At 60.4% G+C, this 11,687-nt stretch carries 12 protein-coding genes; 6 read left to right on the forward strand and 6 right to left on the reverse strand.

Annotation, left to right across the window (positions count from 1 at the left end; all coding sequences use genetic code 11):
* Positions 1–20: 20 nt before the first annotated feature.
* From AC0V6V_RS04515 to galK, 4 genes are read left to right on the forward strand one after another with little or no spacing between them, the layout of a single operon-like run.
* Positions 21–2,189, forward strand: coding sequence for an alpha-galactosidase (locus AC0V6V_RS04515; protein ID WP_486166223.1), 2,169 nt, complete (start codon positions 21–23; stop codon positions 2,187–2,189).
* A gap of 3 nt (positions 2,190–2,192) precedes the next feature.
* Positions 2,193–3,728: a glycerol-3-phosphate dehydrogenase gene (gene glpD, locus AC0V6V_RS04520; RefSeq protein WP_486164250.1), complete on the forward strand. Its 1,536-nt coding sequence runs from the start codon at positions 2,193–2,195 to the stop codon at positions 3,726–3,728.
* Positions 3,725–4,816 (forward strand): galactose-1-phosphate uridylyltransferase, encoded by a 1,092-nt coding sequence (locus AC0V6V_RS04525; RefSeq protein WP_486164251.1) that lies wholly within the window; start codon positions 3,725–3,727, stop codon positions 4,814–4,816. Before glpD ends, AC0V6V_RS04525 begins: the two co-directional genes overlap by 4 nt.
* Positions 4,809–5,846 carry a galactokinase gene (galK, locus tag AC0V6V_RS04530; RefSeq protein ID WP_486164252.1) on the forward strand — a complete coding sequence of 346 codons (1,038 nt, stop codon included), beginning with the start codon at positions 4,809–4,811 and terminating at the stop codon, positions 5,844–5,846. Before AC0V6V_RS04525 ends, galK begins: the two co-directional genes overlap by 8 nt.
* A 1-nt stretch (position 5,847) precedes the next feature.
* Here galK and AC0V6V_RS04535 read toward each other — a convergent pair whose 3' ends face one another.
* Together AC0V6V_RS04535 and AC0V6V_RS04540 are read right to left on the reverse strand one after the other, a co-directional pair.
* Positions 5,848–6,531 carry a site-2 protease family protein gene (locus tag AC0V6V_RS04535; RefSeq protein WP_486164253.1) on the reverse strand — a complete coding sequence of 228 codons (684 nt, stop codon included), beginning with the start codon at positions 6,529–6,531 and terminating at the stop codon, positions 5,848–5,850.
* 24 nt (positions 6,532–6,555) lie between these two features.
* Positions 6,556–7,134, reverse strand: a complete 579-nt coding sequence (locus AC0V6V_RS04540; protein ID WP_486164254.1) for a thymidine kinase — start codon at positions 7,132–7,134, stop codon at positions 6,556–6,558.
* 162 nt (positions 7,135–7,296) lie between these two features.
* On the opposite strand from AC0V6V_RS04540, the gene AC0V6V_RS04545 reads away from it, so the two are divergent.
* Complete coding sequence (locus tag AC0V6V_RS04545; protein ID WP_486164255.1) at positions 7,297–8,904, forward strand: AbgT family transporter; 1,608 nt, start codon at positions 7,297–7,299, stop codon at positions 8,902–8,904.
* A 68-nt stretch (positions 8,905–8,972) separates the two neighbouring features.
* Positions 8,973–9,560, forward strand: a complete 588-nt coding sequence (locus tag AC0V6V_RS04550) for a YceI family protein (RefSeq protein WP_486164256.1) — start codon at positions 8,973–8,975, stop codon at positions 9,558–9,560.
* Between the two features lie 21 nt (positions 9,561–9,581).
* Here AC0V6V_RS04550 and AC0V6V_RS04555 read toward each other — a convergent pair whose 3' ends face one another.
* Genes AC0V6V_RS04555 through AC0V6V_RS04570 form a run of 4 tightly spaced genes read right to left on the reverse strand, consistent with a single transcriptional unit; the run spans position 9,582 to position 11,680 of the window.
* On the reverse strand, positions 9,582–10,292 hold the full coding sequence (locus tag AC0V6V_RS04555) for a hypothetical protein (protein ID WP_486166224.1): 711 nt from the start codon (positions 10,290–10,292) through the stop codon (positions 9,582–9,584).
* On the reverse strand, positions 10,289–10,708 hold the full coding sequence (gene rbfA, locus AC0V6V_RS04560) for a 30S ribosome-binding factor RbfA (protein ID WP_486164258.1): 420 nt from the start codon (positions 10,706–10,708) through the stop codon (positions 10,289–10,291). Before rbfA ends, AC0V6V_RS04555 begins: the two co-directional genes overlap by 4 nt.
* Positions 10,709–10,712: 4 nt before the next feature.
* A complete protein-coding gene (locus tag AC0V6V_RS04565; protein ID WP_486164259.1) occupies positions 10,713–11,258 on the reverse strand; it encodes a DUF1697 domain-containing protein in 546 nt (181 codons plus the stop codon).
* A complete protein-coding gene (locus AC0V6V_RS04570; RefSeq protein ID WP_486164260.1) occupies positions 11,258–11,680 on the reverse strand; it encodes a PaaI family thioesterase in 423 nt (140 codons plus the stop codon). Before AC0V6V_RS04570 ends, AC0V6V_RS04565 begins: the two co-directional genes overlap by 1 nt.
* Positions 11,681–11,687: the final 7 nt, after the last annotated feature.

Raw genomic sequence — 11,687 nt, forward strand, 5'->3', positions numbered from 1 at the left:
CCTAGCCCAAGGAGTGCCGCATGGCGATGGCAATGACCACGCAGCCCCCACCCTCTCCCCATTATCACGAATTGCGAGCAGGCGGCGCGTTCGTCGCGCTAGAGGCGACGCAAGGCGCTCGTCCAATCATCCTTTATGCTGGCCCTGATCTTCCGGGCGTCGAGTTAGAAGAATTGGCGATGCTTGCCACTCGCCAACACGCGCCGGGCACTGCGGCGGTTCCGCTGCGCGGCTTTATGATCAACGAGATCGGCACCGGGATTTCCGGACCATCCGGCCTGATCGCGCATCGCGGCGGGCAAGATTGGGCGATTGATTTGCGCCTCGTCGCGATTGAGCAACGCGGCGAGCACGACGTCACCCTGTGCTGCGAAGACGCCAACACCGCCGTTGCTGTGCGCCATACGCTATCGCTCGACCCCAAGACCGGCTTGCTGACCAGCAGCACCGAGATCGAGAACCGCGCGGACGGCGAGCTGCAACTGGATTGGACCGCTGCGCTGTGCCTGCCGCTGGACCAGAGGCTGGAGCGTATTTTCAGCTTTACGGGCCGCTGGTCAGGCGAATTTGCGATCGAAGAAATCGCCCCTTTTCAAGGCAGCATCGTGCGCGAGAACAAGGCTGGACGGACCAGCCATGATGTCTATCCGGGGGCCTTCGCTGGCGCGCCTGCGACTTCTGAAGACAGCGGCCTTGCGGCGGGATTTCACCTCGCATGGAGCGGGAACAGCCGCCTGCGTGTCGACCGACACAGCGATGGCCGCGCATTCGTTCAATTCGGCGAAATGTCCTTCCCCGGAGAGATCAGCCTGGGCCGCGATGAAAGCTATCGCACGCCCGATCTGATAGTTGCTTGGTCGCGGGACGGCTTCAACGACGTATCGCAGCGTCTTTACGACCACCTCTGCAACGAAGTGCTGGACAAGCGCAGCTTCGCAAAGCCACGCCCTGTGCATTACAACACTTGGGAAGCGGTCTATTTCGACCACGACGAGGCGACGCTGATCACGCTCGCGGAGCACGCCGCCGCCGTCGGCGCAGAGCGCTATGTGCTCGACGATGGCTGGTTCGGCGGACGCCGCCACGACAATGCGGGCCTTGGCGATTGGTGGGTCTCAGACGCGGTCTATCCCAATGGGCTCCACGCCATCGTCAATCGGGTCAAACAGCTCGGCATGGAATTCGGCCTGTGGTTTGAACCAGAAATGGTCAATCCCGACAGCGATCTGTTCCGCGCGCATCCTGACTGGGTGCAGGGCGTGGAAGGGGTGGAACCGATCCCCTCGCGCGGCCAATTGACGCTCGACCTCACGCGATCTGAGGTATGCGATTACCTGTTCGAGCGGATCGACAAGCTCGTGCGCGAATATGCGATTGACTACATCAAATGGGATATGAACCGCGACACGCATTTCCCCGGCAGCGGGGGGCGCGCGGTGATGCACCAGCAGACAAAGGCGGTCTACCGCTTGATGGAGCGTCTGCGCGAGGCTCATGCGGAATTGGAGATAGAAAGTTGTTCCTCCGGCGGTGCGCGCGCTGACTTTGGCGTGCTTCGTCATTCGGACCGCATCTGGACCTCCGATAATAATGACGCCCGCACGCGCCAGCACATCATGCGCGGTGCCAGCCATTTCCTGCCTTTGCGCGTGCTGGGCAATCATGTCGGGCCGAAAAAATGCCATATCACGGGCCGCCAGTTTGCCATGCATTTCCGCGTCGCCAGCGCGATCTTCGGCCATATGGGCATGGAGCTGGACCTGCGCGATGAGAGCGAGGCGGATCTCGAAACGCTGAAAGCCGGGATCGCTTTGCACAAAAAGCACCGCGAGCTGATCCATGGCGGGCATTTCCTTCGCCTCAAATCAACCGCGACCACCAATATGATTGGCTGCGCGGCGCGCGATCAAAGCGAGGGGCTGTTTTCCTACGCCAAGCTGGAAAGCGAGCTCAACACGCTGCCCGATCGGATCATGTTCGGCGGGCTTGATCCAGCGCGCCATTACCGTGTGCAAATGGTCTGGCCGCTGGCGAACCCATCGCTCAGCACGCCCTCTATCATTGAGGCGGCCAAACTGCTTGAAGGCGGAACGACATTCTCAGGCGCCGCGTTAATGGGCTACGGGATCCAGCCGCCGCTGACATTCCCCGACACCTGCCTGATCTATCATTTGGAAGCGACCGACTAAAATATGAGCCAGACTGCACAGCACAGCGAAGAGATGCTTGATCTCTTGGTGATTGGCGGCGGCATCAATGGCGCCGGGATTGCCCGCGATGCGGCCGGGCGCGGCCTCAAAGTGTGCCTGGTGGAGAAAGACGACCTCGCCAGCCACACCTCCAGCGCATCGACCAAGCTGGTCCACGGCGGCCTGCGCTATCTGGAGCATTTGGAATTCCGCTTGGTCCGCGAAAGCCTGATCGAGCGGGAACGCCTGCTGAAAATCGCGCCGCATATCGTCTGGCCGCTGAGATTTGTTCTGCCGCATGACAAAGGTTTGCGACCCAGATGGCTGCTGCGGCTTGGCCTGTTCATGTATGATCATATGGGCGGGCGCAAACTGCTGCCCCCGACCCGCACGGTGAACCTGCGCGAGGCTCCGCATGGGAGCTTCCTCGAAGACCGGCTGGTCAAGGGGTTCGAATATTCCGATTGCTGGGTTGAGGATTCGCGCCTGGTCGCGCTCAATTGCGTCGATGCAAAAGAACGCGGTGCAGACATTCGCACGCGCACGGAATGCACCGGGCTTACCCGTGACGGTCATCATTGGAACGCGGTCCTTAGCGGCCCCGATGGCGAGACGCATGTACAGGCCCGCCAAGTGGTGAACGCGGCTGGCCCATGGGTCGACAAAGTGCTGGGCCGGGCAATCCCGCGCGAAAGCCATGAGAATCTGCGGCTGGTCAAGGGAAGCCATCTGATCTTCCCAAAGCTATTTGACGGCGACCACTGCTATATCTTTCAAAACAAGGATGACCGGATCATCTTTGCGATCCCCTATGAGCGCGACTTCACTCTGGTTGGCACCACCGACCAAGGGTTTGAGGGCGATCCATCGGGCATCGATATCTCACCGGAAGAGGCGGACTACATCTGCGATGCCGCCAATGAATATCTGCGCACGGACATTGCGCCGGATCAGGCTGTCTCCAGCTATGCCGGAGTGCGGCCTTTGTATGATGACAAGGCCGCCAGCAATTCCACGGTGACGCGTGATTATGTGTTTGAGCTGGAAGACACAGACGAAAACGGCGCGAAGGCAGCGCCAATCCTGTCGATCTTTGGCGGCAAGATCACAACCTATCGCAAGCTTGCCGAACATGCTCTGAAGCGCCTGGGCCAAGGCGACACCAGCTGGACGATTGATGCGCATTTGCCCGGCGGAGAGATCGATCCGATGCGCTTTGACGCCTTTGTGACCGACCTAGCCATGCGCTATCCGTGGCTGCCCGATGGGGCTGCGCTGCGGCTTGCACGGGCATACGGGACGCGGGCCGAGGCGCTGATTGGCGGGGCGCAGGGCCTCAATGATATGGGCGCGCATTTGGGCGGCGATCTGTTCGCGCGCGAGCTTGAATATCTGATCGAACACGAATTCGTTCGCAGCGCCTATGATGCTCTGTGGCGACGCAGCAAGCTGGGCCTGCACCTGACCAAGGAAGAGCGCGCGCGTGTGCATGAATGGTTCGAAAGCGAACAGGTGTCCGCGAAAGCCGCCGCCCAATGACCAAGAACACGCCGCTGTCCCGCGCCATTGGCGGCAAGACTGTCTATCGCCGTGAGCATCGCAAGGCCGATGGGCGGATGCTGCAATTATACGGCCACTCGCCGCACGAATTGGCGCTGCAATCCGAAAGCGCGGATGAAATCGCGCAAGGCGGAGAAATCCGCCATCATCCCCTGCGGGACGAATGGAACGTCTATGCCGCACACCGGCAAAATCGCACGTTTAAGCCTGCCGCCTCAGACGACCCCCTCGCCCCAACCCGCGCAGGCGGCCCGGAAACAGAAATTCCGTTTGAGGATTTCGAACTCGCGGTGTTTGAAAACAAATTTGCCGCCTTCCACCCCAGCGCCTCTGATGCGAGCGCGATTGCTGGCATCACCGCCGAACCCGCCAAGGGCGCGTGTGAGGTGGTGGTCTATTCAGCCGAGGCCAGCGGCAGCTTGCACACTATCGGCCATGATCGCCGGCGCGTCCTGATCGCCGCTCTGCTCGACCGCTATCAGGCGATGTTTGATGCGGGCTGCGAATATGTGCTGCCGTTTGAAAATCGCGGCGATGAAGTCGGCGTAACTTTGCACCACCCACACGGCCAGATTTACGGATTTCAGCGCGTGCCGGCAATACAGCAGCGGGCAATAGATGCCTTTGCGGGCGGCTATGACCTCGCCGCCGAGATACAGGCCGCCATGCCGGACTACGGACTTGGCGAGAAAGACGGGATCGCCGCCTTCGTGCCGCGCTTCGCCCGCTTCCCCTATGAGGCATGGATCGCGCCCACGGCGCGCCGCGCAGGCCCATGGGAATGCAGCGATGCAGAGCTTGACGCCCTTACCTATTGGCTTGGCGAGATGACGCGCCGCTATGACGTTTTGTTTGACGGACCGGCGGCAACTATGATGGCGTTTCACGCTGCGCCGAAATCTGGCGGCGAAGGCTATCATTTTACCGTGCAATTCTACCCGCTGCTGCGCGCCAAGGGCCGGGTGAAATATCTCGCATCAGTTGAACAACACACCGGGACATTCACCGTCGATGTGATGCCCGAAAGCGCAGCAGAAGCGCTGCGCAAGGTGGGGGCACATGACTGATTTTACCGCGCACGCGCCGGGCCGCGTGAACCTGATCGGGGAGCACACGGATTACAATGGCGGCGTGGTGCTGCCCGCTGCGCTGTCCATCGGCTTGGACGTGACGCTGGCGGCGCGCGATGACGATACGGTCGCGGTCAGCTCTGGCGATTACGACGCGCCCGACATTCGCAATCTGTCCGATGATGCGGTCGGCGAATGGTCCGACCCTTGTGTGGGCGCGATCCGGGTCGCCAATGATCTGGGGCTGCTGAGCGGTGGCGCGACGCTGGAGGTTCAATCGACCATTCCAGAGGGTTCTGGTCTGTCTTCCAGCGCGGCTCTAATCGTCGCAGTCTTGAAGGCAGCGCGCGCCGCTGGCGGAGGCACGCAAAGCGATGTCGAGCTGGCCGTGGCTGCGCGCCGGGTTGAGAACGAATATATGGGCGTGCCCTGCGGTATTATGGACCAGATGGCGGTCGCGCTGGCTACTCCCGGTACGGCCATGGCGCTCGACACCAAGCATCTCGAATACGATCTCGTCGCCCTGCCCGAAAGCCATGAGATGGTGGTGATCCACTCCGGCCTCACCCGCAAGCTGACCGATGGCCGTTACGCCGCACGCAAAGTCGAATGCGACGCCGCAAAGGCGCATTTTGGCACCAATGACCTGTGCCTGCTGCCGACTGAGCAAATCGAGCAAGCAGAACTGGACCCTGTCGCCAAACGCCGCGCCCTGCACTGCGCGACCGAGCAAGCGCGCGTCTGGGCCGCGATTGATGCGCTGAAAGCGGGCGATATTGCCGCACTGGGCCATGCGATGAACGACAGCCATGTTTCCATGCGCGACTTGTTCGAAATAACCCTGCCAGAAATCGACGCTCTGGTGGCCAGCGCGCAGGAGCTAGGCGCGGCAGGAGCGCGGCTGACGGGCGGCGGCTTTGGCGGCTGCATCGTCGCCTGCGTCGCAAAGGACACCCGCGAGACGTGGCTAGAGCAATTGCTCGCGCGCCATCCGCAGGCACGCTTTATCGACGCAGTCGGAGCTTAGCTTAGCCCGCGACAGCCACCGCAATCGACCGGTATTGATCCATCACCCAGCCAACCGCCGGGCCAATGGTGTTTTCGAGCACACCCCATTGCGGCGCAAACCACGTCAGTGCGACCAGCCCAAAAAACAGCAGCATCCCAAACGGCCGCAACTTCGCATAATATTTCACCATGCTGCGCGGCAGCAATCCTTCGACAATGTGCGAGCCATCAAATGGCGGGATCGGCAGCAGGTTAAACACACCCAGAAACACATTGATGAGGATAAAGTACCCCAGACCCTGCACCAGAATGTTCGGATCGTCAGGATTTGCGGACGGGTCCAAATTGCCCGTGACTATGCCCAAGGCAATCGCGCCCAGCAGAGCGAGCACAAAATTCGTGCCCGGCCCCGCCGCCGCCACGGCCATCATGCCATAACGCGGATTGTTCAATCGCCACGGCTGCACCGGCACCGGCTTGGCCCAGCCAAACACCGGCGCGCCCGCCAACGCCAGCGCTCCCGGCACCAATAAAGTGCCCACCGGATCAACATGGCGGATCGGGTTGAGGCTCAGCCGCTTTTGCTCCTGCGCGGTCGGATCACCGAGCAGTTTTGCGGCATATCCATGCGCGACCTCATGAAAAACAATCGCGACGATCAGGCACGGGATCAGGATGAGGGCAAGGGAAAGGGTCTCGGACATCTGTGATAGGTAGGCGCGCGCGCCTTAACCCGCCAGAGCTTCGCTGAAATGTTTGCGACACAGCGCCAGATAGCGATCATTCCCGCCAATCTCGGTTTGCGCGCCTTCCTTCACCGCAGCGCCGCTTTCATCGACCCGCAGGTTCATCGTCGCCTTGCGCCCGCAATGGCACACCGCCTTTTGCTCGATCAACGCATCGGCAATGCCCAGCAGCGCCGCTGAGCCGGGGAACAGCTCCCCCTGAAAATCCGTGCGCAGGCCATAGCAAAGCACCGGAATGCCGTGCACATCGGCCAGCCGGGCCAGCTGCCACACCTGATCCTTCGTCAGGAATTGCGCCTCGTCCAGCAGCACGCAGTCAATCGGCGTTTCTGCATGATCACCCAGCACAAAGCGCTCTATGTCCGTCGCAGAATCAAACCGCCGCGCATCGCTGGACAGGCCAATCCGGCTGCTGATCGCGCCAAATCCGGGCCGATCATCAATTGCCGCCGTCCACAGGCACACTCGCATTCCCTGCTCGCGGTAATTGAACGCGGTCTGGAGCAGAGTGGTGCTCTTGCCCGCATTCATGCTCGCAAAATAGAAATAGAGCTTCGCCATGGAGGCGCAGCCTAAGCCAGCGCTGGCATTTGGGCCAGCCGGGAAGATGTGCCCATACACAGGCTTTACTTGTGTGCAGACGCATTCACAGGGCAGACAGGCACCGCACGCAATGTTAGCGTCACGTCTAGATACACAGCATGAGTTGAGGGGCTTTATCCTATGGCAAGCGCAGCGCCGACACCCGATCAGAGCAAAGGCATGGGCGGGATTTTGGGCTGGATTGAACGCAGCGGTAATAAGCTGCCCGATCCGGTGTTCCTGTTCTTCTGGCTGATCGCAATCCTTGTGCTGATCTCCGTGATTGCCAGCGCGGTGGACCTATCCGCAGCGCACCCGACAGAGATTGACCCGGAAACTGGCAATGCGCGGATCATCACCGCCGCCAGCCTGTTCAGTGCGGAGAATATCCAGCGTTTGTGGGTGGATATGCCCAAAACCTTCACGCACTTTCACCCGCTGGGCTATGTTCTGGTGGTGATGTTGGGCGCGGGCGTGGCCGAGCGGGCGGGCCTGTTTGGCACCGCGATGCGCGCGGGCGTTCGCAATGCGCCAAAGGCTCTGCTCACCCCGATTGTTGTGCTGGTCGGGATGCTCGGCAACCTCGCCGCTGACGCTGCCTATGTGGTGCTGATCCCGCTGGCGGGCATCATCTTCCACGCCGCTGGCAGGCACCCGGTCGCCGGGATCGCCGCGACATTTGCCGGTGTTTCTGGCGGCTTTTCCGCAAACCTCTTCCCGGGCCAGCTCGACGCGCTGCTGTTCGGCATTACCGAGGCGGCGGTGGAAACCGTGTTCGGCGATTACACCGCGAACATCGCGGGCAATTGGTATTTCATAGCGGCGATGACATTCGTCTTTCTGCCGGTGATCTGGTTCGTGACCGACAAGGTGATTGAGCCGCGTCTGGGCACGTGGAACCCCGCCAATGCGGGCCGTCCAGCCGAAGACGAGCAGGGCGACAAGCCGCTGACCGATGGTGAGCGCGCTGGCCTGCGTTACGCTGGCCTTGCCGTGCTTGGCGTGATCGCGCTGTGGCTCGGCTTTACCTTTGGCCCCGGCACACCTCTGATTGATGAGACCGCATCGCCAGAGGCTCAGCTTAATCCGTTCTATCAAAGCCTCGTCGGCGGCTTCTTCCTGCTCTTCCTGCTGGCCGCATGGGCCTATGGTAAGGGCGCGGGGACGATCACCAATCACCGCGACCTCGTAAAGATGATGTCCGGTTCGATGGAGGACCTCGCCTATTACCTCGTGCTCGCCTTTGCGGCGGCGCATTTTGTCGCAATGTTCAGCTGGTCGAACCTCGGCCTGATCCTGGCCGTGCAAGGCGCAGATTTCCTCGGCTCAACCGGATTGCCAGCCTGGGCGCTGCTCACCGCGATCATCCTGGTCTCCGGCCTTCTCAACCTGTTCGTTGGTTCAGCAAGCGCGAAATGGGCGCTGCTCTCGCCAGTTATGGTGCCGATGCTGATGCTGCTCGGTATCTCGCCAGAGATGGCTACGGCAGCCTACCGTGTGGGTGATGGGGCAACCAATATCATCACCCCGCTGATGGTCTATTTCCCGCTAATCCTGATCTTCTGCCAGCGCTGGGATAAGAGCTTTGGCATTGGCAGTCTGGCGGCGATCATGCTGCCGTTCTCGATCGGGTTGATGATCTCTGGCCTTGCTCTCACAATTGGCTGGGTCGTGCTCGATCTGCCGCTTGGACCAGGTGCGAGCGTGTTCATCGATATCCCGACAGCGGCCAATGCGGCCGGAGGATAAGGCCTCTAATTTTCTTAAAGTGAAACTTTTCGCAGGGTTGGCGCGAACATCGTACCATAGGAGAGTTTATGTCCCGCGTTCCCCAGTCCCTTGCAGGCAAGTTCAAGATCGTCGCCGTCCCCATGCTCGCAGCATTGCTGATGGGCAACGCGTCGCAGACCTACACGCTCGACACTAAGGCAAGCTCAATCGCGGCAAAGGTGCCGTTCCTGGGCATTGGCAGCCGCACGGCGACGTTCAACACGATCACTGGAGCGGTCACCTTCGTCCCGGATCGCCCGCGCGATGCGAAGGTCGATGTGACGATCAACACGCAGGACATCAAAGCGCCAGATTCGGTGACGTTGAAACGGCTGCGTTCTGAAAAGTTCTTCTGGGTCGATAAGTATCCAACCGCGCGTTTTCGCGGCTCCAACCTGGTCATGACCAGCGGCCGCACCGGCAAAATCACCGGGAAACTGACCGCGCGCGGTGTGACCCGCGATGAAACTCTGTTTGTGACCTTTGATCAGCCACCGGCCAGCAATGTCGGCAAGGCGATTGGCCTCACCGGCACGATGAAGATCAATCGCAAAGACTACGGGATGACGTCGTTCAATTTGATCGTCGGCAAGACCGTGACGATCAGCCTGAAGGCGAAGATGATCCCGCGCTAGGCGCCGGTTAAGGCGGCGCGCTCACCCCTCAAATTCAAAACCATTGCCAATGGTGCTCAGCGTTGGCTGGGTGTCCTTCGGCACATCACTCCATATCCAATTGGACTGGTCGTCTTCGATGCTGCCTTTTGCATCCTTGCGCCTGCCGGTGAGGTAATTCACGCTGGTCTGGCGCATTTCGCCTGTGTTGCGCCGCACATGCGTATACTCAAACCCGATCAGCGCCATGGCTTTCCCGTCCCAGCGAAACTGAAACTGGCGGTTAGACATGCTCCAGCTGCCCGCGTTTGCGAAGAATGCGATGTGGAGATGCAGCGAACCACCCTCGATCCGCATATCTTCATAGGGATCGCTGATCGTCGGCTGATCATGATCAGGGATGATCGCATTGCCTTTGGCGACCAGCCGATATTGCCCTAGGCTGTCTTGCAAAATGACAAGCACGATGCGCGGATTGGCATCGTGATAATCCATGCCAAAGCCATCGGGATTGCTCCTCATTTTGGCCGGGTCATTTTCCTGAATGATCAATACGCTGTCGGTGCGGCCATCACCGTTGAGATCACCTTCGGCCTTGTCGAACAATCGCCAGCCGCGCGGAACGAAGTCGAGATCGCGATAAGACGTCAGGCTCTCCCAAGTGGGAGTGGACGATCCGGGAACAGGCTGAATTTCTGCAGGCGCATCAGTCGCTCCGCCAGCCAGCGCCGCCGCGGCCAGAAAGGCGATCACGATGCGCCGCCTTCATCGCCCTCTTCTTCAGCCAGGTCGCGCGCCACCTTGGGATCGCGCAGCAGGCTCTCAATCCGATCTGCCTCATCAAAGCTCTCATCAGCTCGAAACTTCAGCTTGGGCGCGAATTTCAGCCCTAGCCTTTTCGCAACCTCGCGCTGAAGAAAAGCGGTGTTCTGGCGCAATGCCTTCACCACCTCTTCCTCTTCAGAGCCGAGCAGTGGCTTCACATAGGCGGTCGCATTGCGCAGATCCGGCGTCATGCGAACCTCTGTCACCGCGATGTTAGAGGCGCTCACCACATCATCATGCACTTCGCCGCGCGCCAGCAATTCGGACAGGATATGGCGCACCCGTTCGCCCACTTTCAGGACGCGAACCGATTGCTGTTCAGCGGTGAATTGTTGGCGAGCCATCGGCTTAATCCATCTTTGAAAGTATGTTCTTGAGCGAGTTCATGTTGCGCGCTGTGCCGCGACAATCAAGCCGCCGCTCAAGAAATTTGCTGGAAAGGTCGGACACGCCGACCCCGTGGACATAGTCCAGATAGAGCACACGGTCCCCCAGTGCGAGCCGCTCGCTGCCCTTTGAATTGTGTTCCTGCTTCAGCGCTTCAAAGCGCGCGGGCTCCGGCTGCTGGCTGAGGAATATCGAATGCACCATCTTGTCAGAGCCATGCTCTGTCCCCGTGCCGTGGAACGGATTGTCCTCAACGGCTGATTGCACCTCCGCCTTGGTGCGCACCATGACGCAGCTCTTAAAGCCAAACTGATCGGCGAGAATACGCTCAAGATGCGCCTCAATCTCCACCGGCGCGCGGTCATCGGACAGGATCAAATTGCCGCTCGCTGCAACGGTGACGAGGTCTTTCAAGCCTTCTTTCGCAAAGGCAGCCTTCAGATCGACCATCTTCACCCGGTTGCCGCCGATATTGATGCTGCCCAGCAGAGCAAGCAAGAGCGCCATCAGAAACCTTCGGGAATATCAGTTGGCAAGGCGGTGGAAGTGGCGCGCGCGAGGAGATTGCCCGCCTCATCGAATAGCTCACCCTCAAGGAAAGCGACCCGGCGGCCATGCTTGACCACGCGGCCCTTCGCGATGATTGGCGCGAGCGGAACCATCGACACGAACGTCAGGTTCATATCGAGATTGAGCGGGAGCTTGGTGCCGTGCTCGCTGCCCTCGGTGACCGCCAGCAAAGCGCCGCCCATCACTTCATCAAGAAACCCTGCGATCAAGCCGCCCTGCACCGCGCCCCTTGGGGAGGCGAAGCTGGGCGGCGGGGTGAAGCGCGTGGTCAGCTCGCCTTTGTCGGCATCGAACGAGACGAACTCGCTCCCCATCAGCTGAGCCGATGGGGAGCGCTTGGATTCGTAAATCTTGCCCATTCGCCTG

This window comes from Erythrobacter sp. S249, assembly GCF_057364975.1.

What these genes read in the sequence shown, in the direction of transcription:
- AC0V6V_RS04515 (WP_486166223.1), top strand. Translation starts at nt 21, where the DNA reads ATGGCGATGGCAATGACCACGCAGCCCCCACCCTCTCCCCATTATCAC.
- glpD (WP_486164250.1), top strand. Translation starts at nt 2,193, where the DNA reads ATGAGCCAGACTGCACAGCACAGCGAAGAGATGCTTGATCTCTTGGTG.
- AC0V6V_RS04525 (WP_486164251.1), top strand. Translation starts at nt 3,725, where the DNA reads ATGACCAAGAACACGCCGCTGTCCCGCGCCATTGGCGGCAAGACTGTC.
- galK (WP_486164252.1), top strand. Translation starts at nt 4,809, where the DNA reads ATGACTGATTTTACCGCGCACGCGCCGGGCCGCGTGAACCTGATCGGG.
- AC0V6V_RS04535 (WP_486164253.1), bottom strand. Translation starts at nt 6,531, where the DNA reads ATGTCCGAGACCCTTTCCCTTGCCCTCATCCTGATCCCGTGCCTGATC.
- AC0V6V_RS04540 (WP_486164254.1), bottom strand. Translation starts at nt 7,134, where the DNA reads ATGGCGAAGCTCTATTTCTATTTTGCGAGCATGAATGCGGGCAAGAGC.
- AC0V6V_RS04545 (WP_486164255.1), top strand. Translation starts at nt 7,297, where the DNA reads ATGGCAAGCGCAGCGCCGACACCCGATCAGAGCAAAGGCATGGGCGGG.
- AC0V6V_RS04550 (WP_486164256.1), top strand. Translation starts at nt 8,973, where the DNA reads ATGTCCCGCGTTCCCCAGTCCCTTGCAGGCAAGTTCAAGATCGTCGCC.
- rbfA (WP_486164258.1), bottom strand. Translation starts at nt 10,708, where the DNA reads ATGGCTCGCCAACAATTCACCGCTGAACAGCAATCGGTTCGCGTCCTG.
- AC0V6V_RS04565 (WP_486164259.1), bottom strand. Translation starts at nt 11,258, where the DNA reads ATGGCGCTCTTGCTTGCTCTGCTGGGCAGCATCAATATCGGCGGCAAC.
- AC0V6V_RS04570 (WP_486164260.1), bottom strand. Translation starts at nt 11,680, where the DNA reads ATGGGCAAGATTTACGAATCCAAGCGCTCCCCATCGGCTCAGCTGATG.